Annotated in this window: 21 protein-coding genes; 15 read left to right on the forward strand and 6 right to left on the reverse strand. The window is 65.8% G+C overall.

Translation table 11 applies throughout. The annotated features are described in order from the left end of the window. The first annotated feature begins 113 nt into the window (after nucleotides 1-113). From ROSELON_RS01935 to ROSELON_RS01960, 6 genes are all read left to right on the forward strand, one after another. Nucleotides 114-1,652, forward strand: coding sequence for an ABC transporter ATP-binding protein (locus ROSELON_RS01935; RefSeq protein ID WP_025310770.1), 1,539 nt, complete (start codon nucleotides 114-116; stop codon nucleotides 1,650-1,652). Nucleotides 1,653-1,655: 3 nt separating this feature from the next. Then, nucleotides 1,656-2,825 (forward strand): ABC transporter permease, encoded by a 1,170-nt coding sequence (locus ROSELON_RS01940; protein ID WP_025310771.1) that lies wholly within the window; start codon nucleotides 1,656-1,658, stop codon nucleotides 2,823-2,825. A 5-nt stretch (nucleotides 2,826-2,830) separates the two neighbouring features. Then, on the forward strand, nucleotides 2,831-3,247 hold the full coding sequence (locus ROSELON_RS01945; protein ID WP_156945690.1) for a hypothetical protein: 417 nt from the start codon (nucleotides 2,831-2,833) through the stop codon (nucleotides 3,245-3,247). Beyond that, nucleotides 3,247-4,212, forward strand: coding sequence for an ABC transporter permease (locus tag ROSELON_RS01950; RefSeq protein ID WP_025310773.1), 966 nt, complete (start codon nucleotides 3,247-3,249; stop codon nucleotides 4,210-4,212). The genes ROSELON_RS01945 and ROSELON_RS01950 overlap by 1 nt, the downstream gene beginning before the upstream one ends. An 82-nt stretch (nucleotides 4,213-4,294) precedes the next feature. Beyond that, nucleotides 4,295-5,215: a sulfite exporter TauE/SafE family protein gene (locus tag ROSELON_RS01955; RefSeq protein ID WP_025310774.1), complete on the forward strand. Its 921-nt coding sequence runs from the start codon at nucleotides 4,295-4,297 to the stop codon at nucleotides 5,213-5,215. After that, nucleotides 5,215-5,973 (forward strand): TIGR02186 family protein, encoded by a 759-nt coding sequence (locus tag ROSELON_RS01960; protein WP_025310775.1) that lies wholly within the window; start codon nucleotides 5,215-5,217, stop codon nucleotides 5,971-5,973. The genes ROSELON_RS01955 and ROSELON_RS01960 overlap by 1 nt, the downstream gene beginning before the upstream one ends. Nucleotides 5,974-6,041: 68 nt before the next feature. Here the strand turns inward: ROSELON_RS01960 and ROSELON_RS01965 are convergent, their stop codons facing one another. Genes ROSELON_RS01965 through ROSELON_RS01975 form a run of 3 tightly spaced genes read right to left on the reverse strand, consistent with a single transcriptional unit; the run spans nucleotide 6,042 to nucleotide 9,535 of the window. Then, nucleotides 6,042-6,770: an SDR family oxidoreductase gene (locus tag ROSELON_RS01965; protein ID WP_025310776.1), complete on the reverse strand. Its 729-nt coding sequence runs from the start codon at nucleotides 6,768-6,770 to the stop codon at nucleotides 6,042-6,044. Further along, complete coding sequence (locus ROSELON_RS01970; protein ID WP_025310777.1) at nucleotides 6,767-8,296, reverse strand: ATP-dependent DNA helicase; 1,530 nt, start codon at nucleotides 8,294-8,296, stop codon at nucleotides 6,767-6,769. Before ROSELON_RS01970 ends, ROSELON_RS01965 begins: the two co-directional genes overlap by 4 nt. Nucleotides 8,297-8,356: 60 nt before the next feature. Next, nucleotides 8,357-9,535 (reverse strand): M24 family metallopeptidase, encoded by a 1,179-nt coding sequence (locus ROSELON_RS01975; RefSeq protein WP_025310778.1) that lies wholly within the window; start codon nucleotides 9,533-9,535, stop codon nucleotides 8,357-8,359. A gap of 243 nt (nucleotides 9,536-9,778) precedes the next feature. Here ROSELON_RS01975 and ROSELON_RS01980 point away from each other — a divergent pair, with 243 nt between their 5' ends. Beyond that, nucleotides 9,779-11,149: an aspartate aminotransferase family protein gene (locus ROSELON_RS01980; protein ID WP_025310779.1), complete on the forward strand. Its 1,371-nt coding sequence runs from the start codon at nucleotides 9,779-9,781 to the stop codon at nucleotides 11,147-11,149. Nucleotides 11,150-11,243: 94 nt separating this feature from the next. Here the strand turns inward: ROSELON_RS01980 and ROSELON_RS01985 are convergent, their stop codons facing one another. Together ROSELON_RS01985 and ROSELON_RS01990 are read right to left on the reverse strand one after the other, a co-directional pair. Next, nucleotides 11,244-11,909 carry an alpha/beta hydrolase gene (locus ROSELON_RS01985; RefSeq protein WP_025310780.1) on the reverse strand — a complete coding sequence of 222 codons (666 nt, stop codon included), beginning with the start codon at nucleotides 11,907-11,909 and terminating at the stop codon, nucleotides 11,244-11,246. Continuing rightward, on the reverse strand, nucleotides 11,909-12,826 hold the full coding sequence (locus ROSELON_RS01990; protein WP_025310781.1) for a ring-cleaving dioxygenase: 918 nt from the start codon (nucleotides 12,824-12,826) through the stop codon (nucleotides 11,909-11,911). The genes ROSELON_RS01985 and ROSELON_RS01990 overlap by 1 nt, the downstream gene beginning before the upstream one ends. A gap of 116 nt (nucleotides 12,827-12,942) precedes the next feature. Here ROSELON_RS01990 and ROSELON_RS01995 point away from each other — a divergent pair, with 116 nt between their 5' ends. The 5 genes from ROSELON_RS01995 (at nucleotide 12,943) to gph (ending at nucleotide 16,609) form a co-directional block, all read left to right on the forward strand. Beyond that, complete coding sequence (locus ROSELON_RS01995) at nucleotides 12,943-13,260, forward strand: alpha/beta fold hydrolase (RefSeq protein WP_198020782.1); 318 nt, start codon at nucleotides 12,943-12,945, stop codon at nucleotides 13,258-13,260. A 140-nt stretch (nucleotides 13,261-13,400) separates the two neighbouring features. Then, nucleotides 13,401-14,366, forward strand: coding sequence for a murein L,D-transpeptidase catalytic domain-containing protein (locus ROSELON_RS02000; RefSeq protein WP_025310783.1), 966 nt, complete (start codon nucleotides 13,401-13,403; stop codon nucleotides 14,364-14,366). A 267-nt stretch (nucleotides 14,367-14,633) separates the two neighbouring features. After that, complete coding sequence (rpe, locus tag ROSELON_RS02005; protein ID WP_025310784.1) at nucleotides 14,634-15,320, forward strand: ribulose-phosphate 3-epimerase; 687 nt, start codon at nucleotides 14,634-14,636, stop codon at nucleotides 15,318-15,320. Nucleotides 15,321-15,401: 81 nt separating this feature from the next. Then, nucleotides 15,402-15,956 carry a thioredoxin family protein gene (locus tag ROSELON_RS02010; RefSeq protein ID WP_025310785.1) on the forward strand — a complete coding sequence of 185 codons (555 nt, stop codon included), beginning with the start codon at nucleotides 15,402-15,404 and terminating at the stop codon, nucleotides 15,954-15,956. Then, complete coding sequence (gph, locus tag ROSELON_RS02015) at nucleotides 15,953-16,609, forward strand: phosphoglycolate phosphatase (protein ID WP_025310786.1); 657 nt, start codon at nucleotides 15,953-15,955, stop codon at nucleotides 16,607-16,609. The genes ROSELON_RS02010 and gph overlap by 4 nt, the downstream gene beginning before the upstream one ends. A 67-nt stretch (nucleotides 16,610-16,676) precedes the next feature. On the opposite strand, the gene ROSELON_RS17240 is transcribed toward gph, so the two are convergent. Further along, nucleotides 16,677-17,636: a helix-turn-helix transcriptional regulator gene (locus ROSELON_RS17240; protein WP_025310787.1), complete on the reverse strand. Its 960-nt coding sequence runs from the start codon at nucleotides 17,634-17,636 to the stop codon at nucleotides 16,677-16,679. Between the two features lie 335 nt (nucleotides 17,637-17,971). Between ROSELON_RS17240 and ROSELON_RS17245 the strand changes: the two genes are divergently transcribed. From ROSELON_RS17245 to ROSELON_RS17255, 3 genes are all read left to right on the forward strand, one after another. Beyond that, nucleotides 17,972-20,020, forward strand: coding sequence for an SH3 domain-containing protein (locus ROSELON_RS17245; protein ID WP_217520189.1), 2,049 nt, complete (start codon nucleotides 17,972-17,974; stop codon nucleotides 20,018-20,020). Nucleotides 20,021-20,101: 81 nt separating this feature from the next. Next, nucleotides 20,102-21,034, forward strand: a complete 933-nt coding sequence (locus tag ROSELON_RS17250) for a hypothetical protein (RefSeq protein WP_025310789.1) — start codon at nucleotides 20,102-20,104, stop codon at nucleotides 21,032-21,034. A 39-nt stretch (nucleotides 21,035-21,073) separates the two neighbouring features. Next, the gene (locus ROSELON_RS17255) at nucleotides 21,074-21,388 is read left to right on the forward strand and encodes a hypothetical protein (protein WP_156945696.1); all 315 of its coding nucleotides are present in this window, start codon (nucleotides 21,074-21,076) and stop codon (nucleotides 21,386-21,388) included. Nucleotides 21,389-21,399: the final 11 nt, after the last annotated feature.

A 21,399-nucleotide genomic window follows, 5' to 3' on the forward strand; every position in this document is an offset into this window, starting at 1 on the left:
GGCAGGGCTTGCCCCCGCCGGCGCATCCACCGAAAAACCGGACCGGGCCGCGGCAGGACACGCCCGCGGCCCGTTTCCCATAGAAACATGCCCCATCCGCCAAAGGGTTGCCCATGACCAGCACGCCCCCCGCCATCGAGCTTCGCGGCATCTCCAAGGCCTTTGGCCCGGTGCAGGCCAACAAAGACATCTCGATTTCCGTCCAGCCGGGCACGATCCACGGCATCGTGGGCGAGAATGGCGCGGGAAAATCCACGCTGATGTCGATCCTCTATGGGTTCTACAAGGCCGACAAGGGCGAGATCTACATCAACGGCACCCTCACCCCGATCCCCGATAGCCAGGCCGCCATCCGCGCCGGCATCGGGATGGTGCACCAGCATTTCAAGCTGGTCGAGAATTTCACCGTGGTCGAAAACGTCATCCTCGGGGCCGAGGATGGGGCCATGCTGCAACCCTCGATCGCCAAGGCTCGCAAACTGTTGACCGACCTCGCCAAGGAATACGGGCTCGAAGTCAATCCCGACACCCGGATCGAGGATCTGTCGGTGGGCCACCAGCAGCGCGTCGAAATCCTCAAGCAGCTGTACCGCCAGGCCGATATCCTGATCCTCGACGAGCCTACGGGCGTTCTGACCCCGGCCGAGGCCGATCAACTCTTCCGCATCCTCGAACGGCTGAAGGAAGAGGGAAAGACCATCATCCTGATCACCCACAAGCTGCGCGAAATCATGGAGGTGACCGATACGGTCTCGGTCATGCGGCGCGGGCAGATGACCGCCACCGTCAAGACCGCCGAAACCTCGCCCGCCGAACTGGCCGAACTGATGGTTGGCCGCAAGGTGCTGCTCAGGGTCGACAAGGCGCCGGCACAGCCGGGCCAGGTCGTGTTGGAGGTCGACAACCTGCATGTGCGCCATCACGGGGTCGAAAAGCTCAAGGGCATCTCGTTTCAGATCCGCGCGGGCGAGATCCTCGGGATTGCGGGGGTCGCGGGCAACGGGCAATCCGAACTGCTGGAGGTGTTGGGCGGGATGATCCCGGCACAAGGCGGCGTGGTGCGTGTCAATGGCGACGAGATCGACCTGACCGGCGCGAAATCCGATGGCCAGTCGCGCCGCGCCCGTGGCATCGCCCATGTCCCCGAGGATCGCCAGTCCGAGGGCCTGATCATGCCTTACGAGGCGTGGGAGAACATGGCCTTCGGCTATCATCACGACCCGGCCTATCAGGCCAACAGGTTCCTGATGAACAACGCCACCATCAAGGCCGATACCGCCGAAAAGATGGAACGCTACGACGTGCGCCCGCGCAACCCGCGCCTGCCGGCGCGCAATTTCTCGGGCGGCAACCAGCAAAAGATCGTCGTCGCCCGCGAGATGGAGCGCAACCCCGACCTGTTGCTGGTCGGCCAGCCGACGCGCGGCGTCGACATCGGCGCCATCGAATTCATCCACCGCCAGATCATCGCCTTGCGCGATCAGGGCAAGGCGATCTTGCTGGTGTCAGTGGAACTGGACGAGATCATGGGCCTGTCCGACCGCATCGCGGTCATGTTCGATGGCCAGATCATGGGCGAACGTCTGCCCGACCAGACAGACGAAAACGAGCTGGGCCTGATGATGGCCGGCATGACCAAGGGGGCCGCGTAACCCATGGACAAGATGCCTAAATGGGCCGACATCGTCCTTATCCCGTTGATCAGTGTTGTGCTGGCGCTGCTTGTGTCGGGGCTGGTGGTGATCTTCATCGGCGAAAGCCCGATCGAAGCGATGCAGATCATGATCCGCGGCGCGTTCGGCAGTGCCTATGGCTGGGGCTATACGCTGTTCTACACCACGAATTTCATCTTCACCGGGTTGGCCGTGGCCGTGGCCTTCCATGCCAAGATGTTCAACATCGGGGGCGAGGGGCAGGCGGCGCTTGGCGGCCTTGGCGTGGCGATCATCTGCCTGACGATCCCATGGCCGCACTGGTCCGTCGCGCTGCTGGCCGCCGTGATCGGGTCTGCCGTTTTCGGCGCGGCCTGGGCCGCGATCCCGGCTTATCTGCAAGCCAAGCGTGGCAGCCATATCGTGATCACCACGATCATGTTCAACTTCATCGCTTCGGCGCTGCTGGTCTATCTGCTGGTCAACGTGTTCCGCGTTCCGGGCTCGATGGCGCCTGAAACCGCCCGCTTTCCCGAGGCCGTGCACCTGCCCAATGCGTCGCAATTCGCGGGGTTCCTGGGCTTTCGCCCTTCGACGCCGCTCAACGTGTCCTTTTTCGTGGCGATCCTGGCCTGCGTCTTCGTCTGGCTACTGATCTGGCGCACCCGTCTGGGCTACGAGATCCGGGCCTTTGGCCATTCAGAAACGGCGGCCGTTTATGCCGGTATCCACCCGGTGAAGATCGTGATGATCTCGATGCTGATCTCGGGCGGGCTGGCCGGCATGATGGCGACCAACAGCGTCATGGGCGAGGCCGAGCGGCTGGTGATCGACCATGTGCAAGGCGCAGGCTTCGTCGGCATCGCCGTGGCCCTGATGGGCCGGTCGCACCCGGTTGGCGTGTTTCTCGCCGCGTTGCTCTTCGGGGTGCTCTACCAGGGCGGCGCAGAACTGGAATTCGAGATGCCGGCCGTCAGCCGCGAGATGATCGTGGTGATCCAGGCGCTGGTGATCCTGTTCACCGGGGCGCTCGACAACATGGTGCGCATGCCGATGGAGGCGGTCTTCCTCGCCCGTCACCGCCGCCGCGAAGCGGCCGAGGCCGCCGCCGCCCACGACCCCAAGCCCGATCCGGCGCATCACGGCGCGCCCGGCGCCGACACGCGGGAATGACAACGATGGCAGATCTTCCGCGCGTCTCGAAACACGGGTCTGCCGATCTCGCCTTCGCATGGCAGTGCCTGCTGGCGGGGGCTGTCACCTTCGACGAGTTCCGCGCCTGGGCCGAACATGTCATCACGCTGCTGCCTGCCGAGTATCTGCCGCCGCACATGATCGATCTGATGATGGCCGAAGAGCGCCGCGACGTGACCGCCTTCATCGCCGAGACGATCGGGTTCGTGCCCCGCGACACAGAATGCGACGATGGCGCTCAGAGGGCGATCTGGGGCATCACCGCCCTGCGGGGCACGCATCGGCCCGACGACGCGGGGATGAGCGCGAAGGCCGCGCGCGCCCTGCTCTCTCGCCATCCCGAGGTGCCCGCGCGGTTTCTGCGCACCTTCCCCTTCCTCACCCTGCCGGAGGCCGCCTGATGGATTTCATGACCATCCTCCAGATCCTCGACTCGACCGTGCGACTGGCCACCCCGCTGCTGCTGGCCTGCCTGGCCGGTCTGTTTTCGGAACGCTCGGGCATTTTCGACATCGGGCTGGAGGGCAAGATGCTCGCCGCGGCCTTTGCCTCGGCGGCGATTGCCTTCGTCACCGGCAGCGCCTGGGCCGGATTGGCCGCCGGCATCGGGGCCTCGATGATCCTGGCGCTGCTGCATGGCGTGGCGTCGATCACCTTTCGCGGGAACCAGCTGATTTCGGGCGTTGCGATCAACTTCCTTGCGGCGGGCCTGTCGGTGGTGATCGCGCAAACCGCGTTCCGCCAGGGCGGCCGCACGCCCGCACTGACCGGCGATGCCCGCTTTACCGAGATAACCCTGCCTTTCGCCGACGCGGTCGCGGACGTGCCGGTGATCGGGCCGATCTACGCCAACCTGATCTCGGGCCATTCCATCCTTGTCTATGTCGCGCTGCTGATCGTGCCGCTGACATGGTGGATACTGTTCCGCACCCGGTTCGGCCTGCGCCTGCGCGCCGTGGGGGAAAACCCCGCCGCCGTGGATACCGCCGGCATCTCGGTCGTGGGTCTGCGCTATGCGGCCGTGCTGATCTGCGGCGTTCTGTGTGGGATCGCGGGGGCCTATCTGGCCACCGCTCTGTCGGCGGGCTTCGTCAAGGATATGAGCGCGGGACGCGGGTTCATCGCGCTGGCGGCTCTGATCTTCTCGAAATGGCGGCCGTGGTACGCGCTGATGGCCTGTCTGCTTTTCGGCCTGCTGGACGCGGTCGGCAACCGCTATCAGAACATCCAGATGGGCGATTTCGTGATCCCCGTGCAGTTCATGCAGGCCCTGCCCTACATCCTGACGGTGGTGATCCTTGCGGGCTTTGTCGGGCGGGCCATCCCGCCCCGCGCGGGGGGCGAGCCCTATGTGAAGGAACGGTGAACTTGTGTCGCGCGCGCAAGGCCGTTCTGGCAAGAGGCGGTCCCGCACGCTAACCTGACCGGGCGCAACACGGAAACCGCCCATGCAAGTCTACCTTCCCATCGCCGAGGTCAGCGTGAACGCGTTCCTCCTGCTTGGGTTGGGCGGGCTTGTGGGCATCCTGTCGGGCATGTTCGGTGTCGGGGGCGGCTTTCTGCTCACGCCTTTGCTGTTTTTCATCGGCATTCCGCCCGCCGTGGCGGTGGCGACGCAGTCGAACCAGATCGTCGCCTCGTCCATCTCGGGGGTTCTGGCGCATTTCAAACGCAAGACCGTCGATCTGAAAATGGGGATCGTGCTGCTGATCGGGGGCCTTGTGGGCGCCGGGGCGGGGGTTCAGATCTTTGCGCTCCTGACCCGTTTGGGCCAGGTCGATCTGGCGGTACAGCTGTGCTACGTCGTGTTCCTGGGAATTATCGGCGGCCTGATGCTGATCGAAAGCCTGCGCGCCCTGAAACGCGCGCGCGATCCCAACGCGCCGCCCCCGCCCAAGCGCAAGCACAAGGCCTGGATCCACGGCCTGCCCTTCAAGATGCGGTTTCGCACCTCGGGGCTGTATATCTCGGTCATCCCGCCCCTTGTGGTGGGATTGCTGGTCGGGGTTCTGGCGGCCGTGATGGGCGTCGGGGGCGGGTTCATAATGGTGCCCGCGATGATCTACCTTTTGGGGATGCCGACCAAGGTGGTGGTCGGCACGTCGCTGTTCCAGATCATCTTTGTCACCGGATTTGCCACGATCATGCATGCCACGACGAACTATACCGTCGACATGATCCTGGCGCTTCTGCTGATCATCGGCGGGGTGGTCGGGGCGCAGGTCGGCACGCGGATCGGGGTGAAGATGAAGGCCGAACAGTTGCGCATCCTTCTGGCGCTGCTGGTTTTGGCGGTGTGCGGCAAGATCGCGCTCGACCTGCTGTTGCGGCCGACCGATCTCTACAGCTTGGCCGAGGTGATCCGGTGATCCGCCGCCTGTCCCTTGCCCTTTTGCTGCTGGTCGCCTCGGGCAGCGCCGCGCTGGCAGAACGGGTCGTGGCCGGGCTCAGCCGTGACGCGATTTCGATCACCACCAATTTCGAAGGCTCCGAGATCCTGATCTTTGGCGCGGTGAGGCGCGAGGCCCCCGCCCCCGAAGGACCGCCGCTGGAGGTCATCATCACCGTCCAGGGCCCGAGCCAGCCCGTCACCGTGCGCCGCAAGGAACGACGGTTCGGCATCTGGATGAACACCGAGGCCATTGAGGTCGACTCGGCCCCGACCTTCTATGCCGTCGCCTCGACCGCGCCGCTGCTCATTGCGCTGACGCAGACCGAGGATCTGCGCCACCAGGTGTCCATCCCGCGCGCAATCCGGGCGGTGGGCACCGGGGTGGGCGATCTGGAGAACTACACCGAGGCCCTGATCCGCCTGCGGATGGACGAGTTTCTGTACCAGTTGAACGAGGGTGCGGTGACGCTGCGCGACGACACGCTGTTCGATACGTCGATCCGCCTGCCCGCGAACCTGACCGAGGGCGATTATCGCACCCGCATCTTCCTGACGCGCGACGGCCAAGTGATCGACGCTTTCGAGACGGATATCGCCGTGCGGAAGGTCGGGTTGGAACGCTGGATCTACAACCTCGCGCATCAACAGCCGCTGGTATACGGAATCCTGTCGTTGATCATCGCGATTGCTGCCGGCTGGGGCGCCTCGGCGGCGTTCCGCTTTTTGAGGAATTGAGGGCACAGCGGGGGCTCTGCCCCCGTACCCCCGGAGTTTTTCAGCCAAGATGAAGGGGCGGCGCCCGCCTAGCCGCGCCCGACATAGGGCATGTTGGTCGCCATGATGGTCTGGAACAGGACATTGGCCGATAGCGGCAGCTCGGCCATGGCGCGGACGGCCTCGGCCACATGGGCGACATCCATCATCGGTGGCGGCGTCTTGCCCGCTGCGACGGCCGCACGGGCGATGTCGCGCAACAGGTCCGTTTCGGCATTGCCGATATCGATCTGCCCGCAGGCGATGTCGAACGGGCGGCCATCGAGCGCGACCTGTTTCGTCAGGCCCGTGATCGCGTGTTTGGTGGCGGTGTAGGGCGCGGCGCCTTCACGCGGGACATGGGCCGAGATCGAGCCGTTGTTGATGATGCGCCCGCCCTGCGGGTCCTGCCGCCGCATCAGGCGAAACGCCATGCGCGCACACAGGAACATGCCCGTCAGGTTCACGTCGACGGCGCGACGCCAATCTTCGACGGCGATTTCGTCGATGGGCGCGGCCGGGGTGAAGATGCCCGCATTGTTGAACAACAGATCCAGTCGCCCCTGTCCTTCGGTGAAATCGTGAAAGGCGACCTGGATGGCATCAGGATCGGTCACGTCGCAGGGCAGTGCGGTGGCCGTGTCGTGCGCCGCGGCCATCTGGTTCAGCAGGTCGGCGCGGCGCGCGATCAGCCCCACGGCCCAGCCTGCGTCAAGCAAGGTTTCGGCCACGGCGCGGCCGATCCCGGCACTTGCCCCTGTGACGATGGCGGTTTTCATGGGGTGTCCTCCTGCACTTCGAAGGCCAACGGGGCGGCCGGCGCGACGAGGTCATCGGTGCGCAACTCGGCCTTGGGGCGCGACAGGCGGTAGCGCGTGACCCAGATCAGGCGCTCTTCGGCGCGGGTGATGGCAACATAGGCCAACCGTTTCCACAGCGCCTGCCCCGCCTCCATCCGGCCCGCGCGCGAGGCGGCGTAGAGATCGGGGGCAAAGACCTGCACCTCGGGCCATTGCGAGCCTTGCGCCTTGTGGATGGTCACCGCCGCCCCGTGCAGAAAGGCCGCGCCCATGCGGGCCGCGTAGGGGATGAAGGGTTCTTCCTCGTCCGGTTTCTCGATCTTGACGATCGAGGCGGCGGAAAAGCGCGGGTTCTCGGCCCCGATGACATGCAGCCGGGAAAACCCAGGTTTCGACCCCGGCCCGAGATAGATCACCGGCGCGCCCTTGATCAGGCCGCGCGCCTCGAGGTCGATGCGTTTCTTGCGGTGTTTCAGGGGCAATTCGATCCCGTCGCAGATCAGCGGCTCGCCGGGCAACAGTGCATCCTCGGGCGCGCCATGGGCCGCGCGGAAGGCCGCGATCAGCCGGATGCGGGTCGCGTTGCGCCAGACCAGCACCGGGCTGCGGGCCATCATGCCGCTATCGACGCGCGGCGCCACCTGCACGCGGCCATCGCGGGCGGCGGCGTCTTCGATCATGCGCTCGAACCGCTCGAAACTCAGCTCCGGGTCGCCCAAGGCATGGGCGAGATCGAGGATGGGGTTGTCGGCGTCCTGCCGGTGGATGCGACGCAGTTCCAGCTTTTTTCCGGGACCGAAGCGGTCGAACACCATCTGTCCCGATTGGCCAACCGGGGCCAACTGCGCCGGGTCGCCGAACAGGACCAGCATTGGAAAGATCTCGCACAGATCCTCGAACTGTTTTTCATCCAGCATCGAGGATTCGTCGATCAATCCGATATCGAGCGGGTCGTCGCGCCGTTTCCAGCCGGTGATGAAATCGGATCCGCGCAGGCCCGCGGCGGCCAGCGCGGCGGGCACGGATTTATGCACCTCGTAGACGGCCTTGGCGCGGTCGAGCGCCTCGTCGGTCAGCGCCTCGATCTCGGGGCGATCGCCCTGCCCGGCCAGCCATTCCGCGACCTTCTCGTATTCGGGGTCGTAGACGGGGGTATAAAGGATCCGGTGGATCGTGGTCGCGGGCACCCCACGCAGGCGCAACACGCTGGCGGCCTTGTTGGTGGGGGCCAGAACGGCAACGGTGCGCCGCTCGCGCCGGCGTTTGCCCTCCCAATCGCCGGACACGATATCGACGCCCGCCGCCTCAAGGCTTTTGACCAGTTCTGCCAGCAGCAGCGTCTTGCCCGATCCGGCCTTGCCCACCACGGCCAGCACAGTGGTTTTCCCGTCGACGGCAGGCGTCAGCGTTTCGTGATCGAGGTCTACGCCCATCCCGCGCAGCGCCTCGGCGATACGGTCATGGGCATGGGCCTGATCCTCGGAGAAAGGCATGGGCACGGTCATGCGCCGGACCCTACCCAAGCGCGGCCGCGGGCGCGAGGGCGAAACGCGTCGCGGCCTAGCTCACTTCACGTTCAATTCCCGTGGCAGGGACGAGAAGCATTCGTGGCCCTGTTCGGTGATCGCGATAGGTTCGGTGATCTCGATCCCGCCATCGTCCAGCCAGAGCGCGGGCATGAAATGGAACGTCATCCCCGGTTCCAGCACGGTCTTGTCGCCGCGCCGGAAACTCATCGTCCGCTCGCCCCAGTCGGGCGGATAGCTGAGACCGATGGCATATCCGCAGCGTCCGTCCTTTTCGAAACCCAGCCGGTTGAGCGTGGTGTTGAAGGCGATGGCGATATCCTCGCAGGTGTTGCTGGGTTTGGCGGCCTCGAGCGCCATTTCGGTGGCTTCGACCACGGCCTTTTCGGCCTCGCGGAACTTGTCGGGGATGTGGCCCAGAAACAGCGTGCGCGATTGCGGGCAATGGTAGCGGCGGTAGCAGCCGGCGATTTCGAAAAAGGTCGCTTCGCCCTCGCGCATGGGCTGTTCGTCCCATGTCAGATGGGGCGCGGTTGCATCGATCCCCGAGGGGGTCATGGGCACGATGGCGGGGTAGTCGCCCCAATGCCCCTCGGCCCCTTCGATGCCGGCGCGCATGATCTCGGCCACCAGACGGTTCTTGGGCAGACCGGGTTCGGCAACCTCCAGGATTGTCTGGTGCATATGCTCGACGATGCGGGCCGCGCGGCGCATGTACTCGATTTCGGCCGGGGATTTCACGGCGCGCTGCCAGTTCACCAGGCCCGTGGCGTCGATCAAGTCGGCCTCGGGCAAGGCCGCAGACAACGCCCGATGCGCCGCGGCGGAGTAGTAGTAGTTTTCCATCTCGACGCCGATGCGCGCCTTGCCGCCACCCTGCTGGCGGATCAGGTCGGCCAGGGTTTCATGCGCGTGCTTTTCGGGGTTCTGCACATAGGTATCGTCATAGCCGTGCACGGCCTCATCCGGCATCCAGACGGTGCGCAGCGCGCCGCGCGTGTCCATCTCGCGGCCCCACCACAGCGGGTCGCCCGACAGGCCCAGCAGCACCGCCTGATGCACGTAGAACGACCACCCGTCATAGCCCGACACCCAGGCCATGTTCGACGGATCGGTGATCACCATCCAGTCGAGGCCGCGTTTTTCCATCTCGGCGCGGGTGCGCGCGATGCGGATCAGGTATTCTTCCGTCGGGAAGTTGTCTATGCGAGAGACCATGCGCGCGCCTTTTTCGGGTCGTGTCGGTGGTCCGCTCAAATCAGCGCGGAACGCCCCCCCGCGCAATGCCAAAGCCGACCGCCCCCCGCCCATGCGCGACCTTTGCGCGGGCGACGGGCGGTTTGCCCAATCGGCGGGCGTGCTGCCCGTGTATCGTGCGACTTGCGGCACATGCGCCGGGCCGGGTTGCCTTTCGCCCCAGCCTCACGTTTGACTGCGCCCAAATCGAAAGGAGTCGCCCCTATGCTGACCAATGACGAACTCGCGAAATGGGATCGCGACAGCTTCATGCACCCCTCGACCCATCTGGCGCAGCACGCGCGCGGCGAGGCACCGGGCAAGATCATCCAGACCGCCGAGGGCTGCCATATCACCGATCGTGACGGCAATCGGATGCTGGATGCCTTTGCCGGGCTTTACTGCGTGAATATCGGCTACGGTCGCCAGGAGGTGGCCGAGGCCATCGCCGATCAGGCGCGCGAACTGGCCTATTACCACGCTTATGTCGGCCACGGCACCGAGGCGTCGGTCACGCTGGCCCATATGGTGATGGAGCGTGCGCCCGCGCATATGTCCAAGGTCTATTTCGGCCTTGGCGGGTCGGATGCGAACGAGACCAACATCAAGCTGGTCTGGTATTACAACAACATCCGCGGCCTGCCGCAGAAGAAAAAGATCATCTCGCGCTGGCGCGGTTATCATGGCTCGGGGCTGATGTCGGGCTCGCTGACCGGCCTGACACTGTTCCACCAGAAATTCGACCTGCCGCTGGACACGGTGCTGCACACCACGTCGCCCTATTACTACCGCCGCGATGACCTGTCCCTGTCCGAGGAACAGTTCACCGCCAAATGCGCCGCCGATCTGGAAGAGATGATCGAACGCGAAGGCGCGGACACCATCGCCGCCTTCATCGCCGAGCCGATGTTGGGCACCGGGGGCATCGTCCCGCCGCCGGCAGGCTATTGGCAGGCGATCGAGCCGATCCTGCGCAAGCATGACATCCTGCTGATCGCGGACGAGGTCGTCACCGGCTTCGGCCGCCTGGGCAGCATGTTCGGTAGCCCGCATTACGGCATCACGCCCGACATCATGACCATCGCCAAGGGCCTGACCAGCGCCTATGCGCCGCTGTCCGGCTCGATCCTGTCGGACAAGGTCTGGACGGTACTGGAGCAGGGCACCGACGAGAACGGCCCCATCGGCCACGGCTGGACCTATTCGGCCCACCCGATCGGGGCGGCCGCCGGTGTGGCGAACCTCAAGCTGCTGGACAGCCTGAACCTTGTGCAGAACGCGGGCGAGGTCGGCCCCTATCTGACCGCGCAAATGGCCGAAACCTTGGGCGATCACGCCCATGTCGGCGAGGTGCGTGGCGAAGGCATGCTGACCGCGGTCGAACTGGTCAGGGATCGCGACAGCCGCACCTTCTTTGACGCCGCCGACAAGATCACCCCGCAAGTGGTCGCGGCGATGGGCCGTCGCGGTGTCGTCGCCCGCGCCATGCCGCAGGGCGATATCATCGGCTACGCCCCGCCGCTTTGCCTGTCGCGCGACGAAGCGGACACCGTGGTTCAGGTGACCGCCGACGCGATCAAGGAGGTGTTGGGCTAAACCATCCAGCCCGACACGGGGAAGGCGGACATCGCCTTCCCTTGCGCGGACCATCCGGTCATTCGGCCGTGACCGCGTTTGGGCTTGGCCATCGTCAATCCGACACCAGCGTTCGCAGCGCCGAGAAACCGGCCTCGGTGATCCCATGCCCCGCGCCCGGATCGACCTGCAGCCGCGCCTGCGCGCCCAGCCGGTCGAACACATCGACACTGTCATGGGCCCGGACCAGCGGGATATGGGGATCGCGTTCATGCACGGTGATCTCGACCGTCATCCCGGTCAGATCCGTCTGGTAGTCGAACGCCTTGGCTGGATACCCGTAAAGCGACGGCAAAGGCCCGCCCATCATGTCCCGCGTGCCGACCAGACCGGCCGACAGGCCCGCCACCGCCCGAATGCCGCCATGGCGCGCCGCATATTCAAGCGCAAGGCACCCACCCTGGCTGAACCCGGCCAGCACGATGCGGTCGCGCGGCAGACCGCCCTCGACCAGCGCCGCGATCGCGCCATCCACGGCCGCCATCCCGGCCTGGAGAAACGGGCGCATCTGCCCCAGCGGCGCCAGAAACGAACTTGGCCACCAGCTGTTACCTGGTGCCTCCGGTGCAATCGTGGCGATATCCGGCAACCCCAGCGCGTCCCCCAGCCCCAGGATATCCTCGGCCGTTCCACCGCGCCCATTAAGCAGCACCAGCCCCATCCGCGCCATGGCGGGGTTAACCCCGCCGACGCGCAGCGGGGTCTGATCTGTCGCAGCCATCACGCCACCTGAAGCGGCGGAAGAACCGCCTCGATCCGGTCGCGCATCGCCTCGTATTGCGGCGGCAATTTCAGCGCTTCGCCCATGGTCTCAGTCGGTTCATCCACGGAAAAGCCCGGCGGATCGGTGGCGATCTCGAACAGGACGCCACCCGGCTCGCGGAAATAGATCGCGTTGAAATACTGGCGATCGATTTGCGGCGTCACGTCGAACCCGGACGATGCCAGCGCCTCGCGCCACTCCATCTGGGTCGCGTCATCCTCGGCGCGGAAGGCCACGTGATGAATCGTGCCCACACCCTGCCGAGCGATCGACGGGGCGTCGGAGCGCATCAGGTCGACGACCGTCCCGCGCGCATCACCCGGCACCGCAAGGCGCAGGCGCTCGACGCCGTCATGGTTTTCATGACCCTGTTCCTGATACCCGAAGATATCGGTCAACAGCCGGGCCGTTGGGGCCAGATCGCGCTCCCACAGGGTGACGGAATGAAACCCGTCGAGGGCCCGAGCGCTGTCACGCTCGGTCTCGATCAGTTCGACCGGTGCGCCGTCGGGATCGCGCAGCGTCAGCACGCGCTGCCCGAAACGCTCGGCCGGTCCGTCGAAATCGACGGCATCCAGCGCAAGCTTTTCCATCCAGCCGTCGAATTTGCCCTTGGGCACGGCATAAGCATAGGCGCTGGCCATTCCGGGGCCCGCGCGGCCGGGGCCTGCATCGGCGAAGGGAAAGAAGGTCAGGATCGTGCCCGGCGCGCCAGCATCATCACCGTAATACAGGTGATAGGTGTCGGGCGCGTCGAAATTCACGGTCTTCTTGACCAGCCGCTGGCCCAGCGTGCCGGTGAAAAAGTCGACATTGGGTTGGGGTGGGCCGGAAATGGCCGTGACGTGATGAATTCCGGGAATGACCTTGGACATGGTGCGCCTCCTTTCATGGATGAATGGCCTTGTGGCCCTTGGGTGCAAAGGTGGGCCTGCTTGCCCCTGCCTCAATGCACATCCGCGCAAGGGTGCTGTGCATCAGGGCGAAGAACATGGCGCCAGGACCGCCGCCGCGCGGCGCTATTGCCTTGGTCGGGGCCAACATGCTGTGTCCGGCGCATGTGCGCCGCGCCCTTTTCGCCGCAGATGTCGACCTGAGGCCCGTCTACCGGGCCATGCGCTGTCCCGGCCTGGTCATCCACGGCGATAGCGACACGGTGGTCACGCCCGAGGTCGGCCGCGTCGCTGCCGACCTGATGGCGCAGGGCCGTCATCTGCCCTACCCCGGCGTCGGGCATGCGCCCTTCCTGGAACAGCCGGATCGGTTCGCGTCGCACCTGGCCGCCTTTACCGACGGCATTCGCGCCTGAGCAGGGGGCGCCCCGGACCCTGCCGATCTGTCACGGGCCGCTCGGGCGCGCAGGAAACCGACAGGTTCCGCCGGAAATTTTCCATCGCCGCCATCTTTTTTGCTAGGCTGGGGCGATGTTGTTCGAGGGGGAGTTTCCTGATGACCTGCCTGTCGCTGCGCCTGCGAATCGCAATCTCGATGGCCTTGACCGCAACCTTCGCGACGCCTGTGACCGCCGACATCCCGGCCTGGCTTGATCAGCATGTCGGAACGGACGAGGGTCAGATCGCCCCGATCGTGCTGCAGAGGGCGCGCGCGCTCTATCAGGATCAGGTGCGCGAGGCCGGCATCACCAACCCCTGCTACCTGGCCATGGATGCGACACGCCCAAGCACGTCGTCCAGCGGTGCGCCCAACCCGCGCTTTTACGTGATTTGCGAGGCCGAGGAATCCTTCCGCGCGGTGTCCTCCGGGTATGGCAGCGGCCGGTCCCTGCCGCAGGCCGATTTCTCGAACGAACGTGAATGCGCCGAGAATTTTAGCAATGCCGAAGGCTCGAACCTGACGATGGGCGGGGCCTATCTGACGGCCGAGACGCGGACATCGTTCAAAGGCTATTTCAGCGAGGCCGGTGAACGCGTGCCGTTCCACCGCACCTTTCTTCTGTTCGATGGCATGGGCGAAACCGACAATGCCCGCGAACGCGCGATTGGGGGGCACATGGCGATGTTCCTGCGCTGGCAATGTCGCTTCAGCAACCCTGACAGCCCGAATGCCGATGCCGATGGCTTTGTGCCCTATGGACGGTTGGTGAATTATACCGGCGGCCGCAGCAACGGCTGCACGACATGGTCCGAGGACGTGTCGCGAGACATCATCGACTTGGTCGAGGGGGATCCGACGACCCTCTACATCTACCCCGAGTCCCGCGACATCGCGGCGGTAGCCGAGGCCGTGGCCAACGGCGCGGCGCTGTCCGGCGAAGGACCGTATTGGAACGCCACCTGCCTCGGCGCCATCGGGACACCACGGTTCTGGCCGCGCGAAACCCTGCAACCGATCATAAACGCATGGCGGCAATCCCTGCCCCAGCAGCCGCCCCTCGAACTGCCGATCTGCCCCTGACGACCGACCGTCGGGCCGCGCGGCTGGGCCCTCGCATCGCGGGGGTCGAGGGCAGGCTCTTGGCAAATCCCCGATGCGGGCGATCCGCAATTTTCAAGGCGCGCCAGATGTCACCACCCGGACGGATGGCGCGGCACCACAGAAAACACGGCGACCGACCTTGACGCCACCCTCAAACATGACGACAGCGGGGCCGCGCCGCCCAGGTATCGCGACAGCGTCGGGCCTGGGTCCGACGCTCCGGCCCCTTGCTATGGAGACCCCCGCATGACCTTCGATCGCACCGTCAAGATCGCCCCGTCGATCCTTTCCGCCGATTTCGCCAATTTCGGGGCCGAGATCCGCGCCATCGAGCAGCAGGGCGCCGATTGGGTCCATGTCGACGTGATGGACGGGCATTTCGTGCCGAACCTCACCTTTGGCCCGCCGGCGATCAAGGCGTTCCGCCCGCATGTGAAGACCTTCATGGACGTGCATTTGATGATCGCGCCCGTCGACCCCTATATCGAAGCCTATGCCGAGGCCGGCGCGGACATGATCACCGCCCATGTCGAGGCCGGCCCCCACATCCACCGCACGCTTCAGGCGATCCGCGCGCAGGGCGTGAAATCGGGCGTGGTGCTGAACCCCGGCACACCGGCCGAGGCGATCGAGCATGTGCTCGACCTGTGCGACATGGTGCTGATCATGACGGTCAACCCCGGCTTCGGCGGTCAGAAATTCATCCATTCCGGTGTCGAAAAGACCCGCCGCGTGCGTCAGATGATCGGCGACAGGCCCATCCATATCCAGATCGACGGCGGTATCACGCCCGAGACCGCGCCCCTGGTGGTCGCGGCGGGGGCCGATGTGCTGGTGGCCGGTTCGGCCGTGTTCAAGGGCGGCTCGGTCGACACCCCCGAGGTCTATGGCCGCAACATCGCGGCAATCCGGGCGGCCGCGAACGGGGCATGAGGCGCCCCGATGCCCGCCTGACACAAAGCGGCGCGGCGGTGCCCCTGCCCCGCGCCGCGTCATTCCAGGAAAGGATCGACCATGGCCGTATCTCCGCCCGTCTGCGCCTTTGGCTGGCAAGCGCCTGATTTCGCCCTGCCGGCCACGGATGCCAAGACCTACACGCTGGCCGATATCGCGGGGCCGAAGGGCACTCTGATCATGTTCATCTGCAATCACTGCCCCTATGTGCTGGCCGTGCTGGACCGCATCCAACGCGACGCGGCCGATTTGCAGAAACTGGGCATCGGCGTCGCGGCCATCTGCTCGAACGATGCCACGGCCTATCCCGCCGACAGCTTCGACAAGATGGCGGAAATGGCCGAAACACACGGGCTTTCCTTTCCCTATCTGCATGACGAGACGCAAGAGGTCGCGCGCGCATGGGGCGCGGCCTGCACGCCGGATTTCTTCGGCCTCGATGCGACGGGCGGGCTGCAATACCGGGGACGCCTGGATGCGTCGGGGGCTCGCGCCGCCCCGCCCGACGCCCCGCGCGATTTGTTCGAGGCGATGAAACAGGTCGCGGAAACGGGCCACGGCCCGCGCGATCAGATCCCGTCCATGGGCTGTTCCATCAAGTGGACGTCCACATGACGGGTGCCATCGTTTTCGACCTTGACGGAACGCTGGTCGACAGCGCCCCCGATCTGCACGCCGCCGTCAACCGCATGCTGGCCGAGCACGGCGCCTTGCCGCTGTCTCTCGAGACGATCATCGGCTTCATCGGCAACGGTATTCCAACCCTGGTGCGCCGCGTGATGACGGCGCGGGGCCTTCCCAGCTCGCAAGAGGCGCAGATGATCCAGCGCATGCTGGCCCACTACAATGCACAGCCCGCCGATCTGAGCCGACCTTATGACGGTGTGGTCAATGCCCTGACAACGCTGAAACAGGCCGAATATGCCCTTGGCGTCTGCACCAACAAGACCCTTACCCCCGCGATCCGCATTCTCGATGCACTGGATCTGAGCCGCTTTTTCGACGTGGTGATCGGCGGCGACAGCCTGCCCGTGACAAAGCCCGATCCCGCCCCCCTATTGGCCGCCTTCGCCGAACTGGGGGCCGACCCGGCCCTGTATGTCGGGGACAGCGAGGTTGACGCGGAAACGGCCCGTCGTGCGGGCATCCGCTTTGGCCTCTTCGCAGGGGGATACCGGAAAACCCCGGTCGAGGCGTTGCCGAGCACCTTCGTCTTCGACGATTTCGCATCCCTTCCCGCGCAGGTCGACGCGCTCTCGCCGGCCTGACGCGACGCCGCCATCGCGGCAGCCGGTCAATGCCCCCGTTCCGTCCGGCCCAATACGGGCGATGCCATTACCGTCTCCGGCGCGCGTTCAGGGTGGCGACGGGGTTTTCCCCAAACGCTTCCTTGTACTGCTTGCTGAAGCGACCGTGATGCTCGATCCCGCACAGGCGGCAGACCTCGGACACGGTGCGGGGGCCATCGCGGTCGAGCAAGGCGCGCCTCGCGCGATGCAGCCTTGCCTGCGCCAACACCTGTTTCGGCGTCACGCCGCGCACTTTTCGGAATGCGGTCTGTAGCGTGCGTTCCGAGACATCAACATGTCGTGCGATATCGCGGATGCTGCCGATTTCGTCGGGTCGGTCGTAGATCAGTTCCTCGGCCGCACGTACATGGCGCAGGGCCAGTTCATGCACATGGTCCGGCATGCGGGGCAATTCGACGCCAAGGCAGGTATCGAGACATCCGTTCAGGTGTTCGACAAGAACCGTGGTCCACGCATCCGCCAGGCGTCTGTCCACCGCAAGGTCCCGCGACAATGTCAACTGCGTGGCAAGGGCGAGCGTGAGTTGGGCCAGATGCCCGTCCGCCGCCCGCGCGGCATCGCCCCAGATCATGCCACCTCGCGCCTCGACCCGTGCAAGCCGATGGCCCAGAAACTGTGGCGGCATCGAGAGGACATAGGCCTCGTACGCGTCTTGCGTCGTCGGAACGACCGTCGTTTCGCGCGTTCCGCGACCAGTCAGCAGCCAGGGCCGATCGGCACTTTCGAAGCGGGTGTTTTCGTTCGCGGTCGTCAGCGCGCCCGAGACGACGACCAAAAGGTTGGGCCGTTGCAACTCGGACACGATGACATCGTGTCCTGTCGATCTGACATAGGCCAGGCTCATCAAACCGATATCGCCAATGGCTACGATGGCACGCCCATTTTCCGGATCATGCAGATCCAGGGCCGTTTTCCCCGTGAACTGGCGCCGCGAAAGCCTCGATTGGTCGGCGGCGTAATAGGCACTCAGGCGGAATGCCCCCACGCCCCTTGGAACCTGACTGTGCGCGCTTTCACCCGGCGCGTCCGCAGACGCCCAGTCCAGCGGGTTTGGCGCATGCGATGTAGCATTGAGCATGTTTGATGGCCGTAATCGGATATCCGCTGCGGTTTCTGGATAGACAGATTGCCGTTTGATCGCAATCCTTGTCTCAAACGGGCGGCAAGGACCGGACCCGTCGCCGAGTCGGCGCGCGGATGACGGTAACGACACACACGGCGCGCGGCCTTGGAAAACCATGGCGGCAGTCGGAAGCGGCCCTTTCGAAGCCAGGACCACACCTGGCCCATAACTGAACCTGACACAGGGAGTTTGACATAATGAACAGGGTGCTCAGTGCCGGTTTGGCACTATTGCTTTCGGCCTCGGCGGCCTTGGCTCAACCCATGTCTGGACGGCATCACGTTGATTTCGCGGGTTGGACGGGAACGGCGATCGACGGGGAGATCGTCGGGCGCGATTTTGACCGCTATGAGTTGCAAGGCGTGGCGGGGAACACGCTGACCATCCGCCTGAACACGCCGCATACCGGCACCTATTTCAATGTCTACACGCCGGGCAACGGCCCCGGCGACGAAGCGCTTGCCAACAGCAGCCTGATCGGCGGCCCGGTTCTGGACCTCAACCAGTTTTCGGGCACGCTTCCCGAGACGGGCATCTACGAGGTCGTCGTCTACATGGTGCGCGCCGCCGCGCGGCGGGACGAAGCGGCCCCGTACTCCATCGAGTTCGACATGCTGCAACCCACCGATGCCGACGATCCGGATGCGGCCTTGCGCTACTACCAGGTGCGCACACGCTCGCGCGGAGGGCATCTGAACGTGCACACGGGCCCGTCGGTCGATGCGCCCCGTGTCGGGCGCTACGACAACGGCGCCGTCCTGCGTGACATCGGCGGCTGCGAACAGAATGGCGGTCGCGACTGGTGCGAGGTGATGGCCTATGACGGCGGGCTTGCCGGCTTTGTCGCGCGCGAGTTCCTGGCGCCGGTGTCGCGCCATCACGGGGCTGCGCCGGTGACGCCGCCGCGCCGCGGTTCCGCCCTGCCCCAAACGCCGCCGACCCCCACGCGCGCGGGCATCACGACCACGTCGGACTGGTTCCATGTGCATCTGGCCAACCCGGGCGGGCATCTGAATGTGCATGCCGAGCCCTCCACGGCCTCGGTCCGGGTCGGGCGCCTGCCCGACGGCGCGGATCTGCGCAATATCGGCGGCTGCCTGATGTCGGCCGGCCGGACCTGGTGCGACGTGATGCAGGCCGGCGGCGGTGTCTCGGGCTGGGTCGCAGCGGACTACCTGCGCGACGGCCATCCCCCGGCCGCAACCATGACGACGCGCACCGGCGCGCCGCGCCCGGTCACGACCGACTTTGCCGATGGCATGGCGGGCGGACCCGACTGGTGGCAGGTCGACCTCAACCGGTCGGGCAGCGCGCTGCGCGTCCACACCCGGCCTTCCACCCATGCGCCCATCTTTGCGCGCTTCCATGACGGTGCGACCCTGCGCAACGCGGATGGGTGCCGGATGAGCGAGGGGCGGCGCTGGTGCTACGTCAGCTCGGTCTCGGGCGATGTCACGGGCTGGGTCGCGGGCGACTTCCTGCGCGAAGGGTCGGCCCCCGGCGTGGCGACCCATCTGCCGACCCCGGTGCCGCAGGCCCCTGTTGCGCCGACCGCTCCAGCCGCGCCGACGCCGCAGGCCCTTGGACCGGCCTATGATACGACGGGCGCGATCACCTGCTATGCCGACCGCGATGCAGGCATGTCCGAGTGCAGCTTTGGCGCCGTGCACGAAGGCTCGGGCAACGGCTATCTCCAGATCACCGAGGGCGGATATGGCGGCCGGACGATCACCTTCGAGGCCGGTGTTCCCGCCTATTTCGATCAAAGCCAGGCCGATGGCGACATCACGATGAACGTGTCTCGGCAGGGCGATCTGTGGATCGTCTTCATCGGCGACGCGCGCTTCGAGATCCCGGTGTCGCTGTTCCAGCCGCACCAGGACATGGGCGTGGCCACCCAGCTGCCGCTGGCGCCGCCACCGATGGAGGAGGATGCCACCGTGCCGGGCACCACCTTCAACGCCACCGCGCAGATCCCCTGCGTGCGTGACCGCGATGCCGCCGAGGCCATGTGCGAGGCCGGCGTCGTCCGCGAAGGCGGTGGCAGCGGCTACATCCAAGTGTCCTGGCCCGAGGGCGGCAGCCGCGTCATCTACTTCCAGAACGATCGCCCGCACCACTACGACCAGGCCGAGGCCGATGGCGGCGCCGAGATGAGCGTCACGCGGAACGACCGCGACGAGTTCATCGTCTTCGTGGGCGAGGCGCGCTTCGTGATCCCCGAAGCCTTGATCACCGGCGGCTGACCTTTGCCCGTACCGATCCGCCGGGCGCCCGCGCCCGGCGGACCCACACATCCCTTCACGCGAACAGAAAGCTCAAACCCCATGTTGACACGTTCTGCCCTCGCCGCGCTCGCCCTGACGCTTGCAGCGCCCGTTCCCGCCCAGGCCCAGGCCGATATCGGCTCGATCCTCGACCAATGCGCCAACACCGCGCGCAGTTTCTTCAATGCCAACGGTGCCCAGACCAACATGCGCTACAACGGCGCCCGCGTGGACGGCACCGAAACGGTCGGCGGCGAGATCTACCTCAATGGTCGCGCGCCCTACATCGCCTGTGCCTTCAGCCGCGGCAGCCTGCGGATGACCGAGTTCTTCGTCGACGGCGATGACCAGTCCTCTTTCGTGACGGCCAGCGGCGGCACCTCGAGCATGCCGGTCTTCGCCGCGCAATGCCCGCAAGGCAACACCATCGACGCGGACCGCTACGGCACCGTGCGCGTCAACGGGTCGGTGGCCAGCGTGACCGTCTTCAACCGCAACTACTTCGAGGTCTACGCCCGCGGCATCACCTATTCGATCAGCCAGAACGACGATGGCAGCGGCCTGCAGGTCAGCTACCAGCCGCCGGGCAGCGCGGGCGGGTTCTGCGAGATCACGGCCAGCGGCTCCGGTGGCGGATCGGGCGGCGGCGGCACGGCCAGCGGCACGCCCGGGGCGGGCGAGACGGATACCGTCAGAGTTCAATTCGACCGGGGCGCCAGTGGCACCGAGCTCAGCGACAACCTGCCCCCCGGCGCCAGCCGCCGCTACGTGCTCGGCGCGGGCGACGGCCAGTTCCTTTACGTGCGCGTCGCGCCGTGGAGCGGATCGCTGGACTACCAGATCTTCAACCCCGACGGGTCGTTCCTGCAAGACATGGTCCCCTCCCGGCAGGAGCACCGCGGCCAGCTTTGGCAGGACGGCGATCACGTGGTCGAGGTGATCAACCGCACCAACCAAACCGTGCCCTACAACGTCATTTTCGGCATCGAGTGATCGGGCCGCGCCATGATCGACACCCAAAGGAGACCCAAGATGAACACCAAGATGACACTGGCCGCAGCGACGGTCGGGATGTTTGCACTGACCGGATGCGTTGACATGGGCGGCGGCATGGGCACGGATCCCGGCCCCGGCAACTCGGCCGAGGCCGACGCACGGGCCGCCTGTGTGCGTGATACGCGCGCCACGACAGGAAACCCCGATGTGCGGGTCCAAAGCTCGTCCTTCTCCGAAGCCGGCACCGAGGTCATCATGCTGGTCGGCGGCACAGGCACATGGCGCTGCATCGCCTATCGCGACGGCACCACCACCGGCATCATGTCGATGACCAACGAAGGGTTCCTCTGACATGACGCTCC

Source organism: Roseibacterium elongatum DSM 19469 (assembly GCF_000590925.1).
In the GTDB taxonomy this organism is placed as follows: domain Bacteria; phylum Pseudomonadota; class Alphaproteobacteria; order Rhodobacterales; family Rhodobacteraceae; genus Roseibacterium; species Roseibacterium elongatum.

Bases quoted from the DNA above. Each gene is read 5' to 3' on its own strand.
- ROSELON_RS01935 (WP_025310770.1), top strand. From the start codon at position 114: ATGACCAGCACGCCCCCCGCCATCGAGCTTCGCGGCATCTCCAAGGCC.
- ROSELON_RS01940 (WP_025310771.1), top strand. From the start codon at position 1,656: ATGGACAAGATGCCTAAATGGGCCGACATCGTCCTTATCCCGTTGATC.
- ROSELON_RS01945 (WP_156945690.1), top strand. From the start codon at position 2,831: ATGGCAGATCTTCCGCGCGTCTCGAAACACGGGTCTGCCGATCTCGCC.
- ROSELON_RS01950 (WP_025310773.1), top strand. From the start codon at position 3,247: ATGGATTTCATGACCATCCTCCAGATCCTCGACTCGACCGTGCGACTG.
- ROSELON_RS01955 (WP_025310774.1), top strand. From the start codon at position 4,295: ATGCAAGTCTACCTTCCCATCGCCGAGGTCAGCGTGAACGCGTTCCTC.
- ROSELON_RS01965 (WP_025310776.1), bottom strand. From the start codon at position 6,770: ATGAAAACCGCCATCGTCACAGGGGCAAGTGCCGGGATCGGCCGCGCC.
- ROSELON_RS01970 (WP_025310777.1), bottom strand. From the start codon at position 8,296: ATGACCGTGCCCATGCCTTTCTCCGAGGATCAGGCCCATGCCCATGAC.
- ROSELON_RS01975 (WP_025310778.1), bottom strand. From the start codon at position 9,535: ATGGTCTCTCGCATAGACAACTTCCCGACGGAAGAATACCTGATCCGC.
- ROSELON_RS01980 (WP_025310779.1), top strand. From the start codon at position 9,779: ATGCTGACCAATGACGAACTCGCGAAATGGGATCGCGACAGCTTCATG.
- ROSELON_RS01985 (WP_025310780.1), bottom strand. From the start codon at position 11,909: ATGGCTGCGACAGATCAGACCCCGCTGCGCGTCGGCGGGGTTAACCCC.
- ROSELON_RS01990 (WP_025310781.1), bottom strand. From the start codon at position 12,826: ATGTCCAAGGTCATTCCCGGAATTCATCACGTCACGGCCATTTCCGGC.
- ROSELON_RS01995 (WP_198020782.1), top strand. From the start codon at position 12,943: ATGGCGCCAGGACCGCCGCCGCGCGGCGCTATTGCCTTGGTCGGGGCC.
- ROSELON_RS02000 (WP_025310783.1), top strand. From the start codon at position 13,401: ATGACCTGCCTGTCGCTGCGCCTGCGAATCGCAATCTCGATGGCCTTG.
- rpe (WP_025310784.1), top strand. From the start codon at position 14,634: ATGACCTTCGATCGCACCGTCAAGATCGCCCCGTCGATCCTTTCCGCC.
- ROSELON_RS02010 (WP_025310785.1), top strand. From the start codon at position 15,402: ATGGCCGTATCTCCGCCCGTCTGCGCCTTTGGCTGGCAAGCGCCTGAT.
- gph (WP_025310786.1), top strand. From the start codon at position 15,953: ATGACGGGTGCCATCGTTTTCGACCTTGACGGAACGCTGGTCGACAGC.
- ROSELON_RS17245 (WP_217520189.1), top strand. From the start codon at position 17,972: ATGAACAGGGTGCTCAGTGCCGGTTTGGCACTATTGCTTTCGGCCTCG.
- ROSELON_RS17250 (WP_025310789.1), top strand. From the start codon at position 20,102: ATGTTGACACGTTCTGCCCTCGCCGCGCTCGCCCTGACGCTTGCAGCG.
- ROSELON_RS17255 (WP_156945696.1), top strand. From the start codon at position 21,074: ATGAACACCAAGATGACACTGGCCGCAGCGACGGTCGGGATGTTTGCA.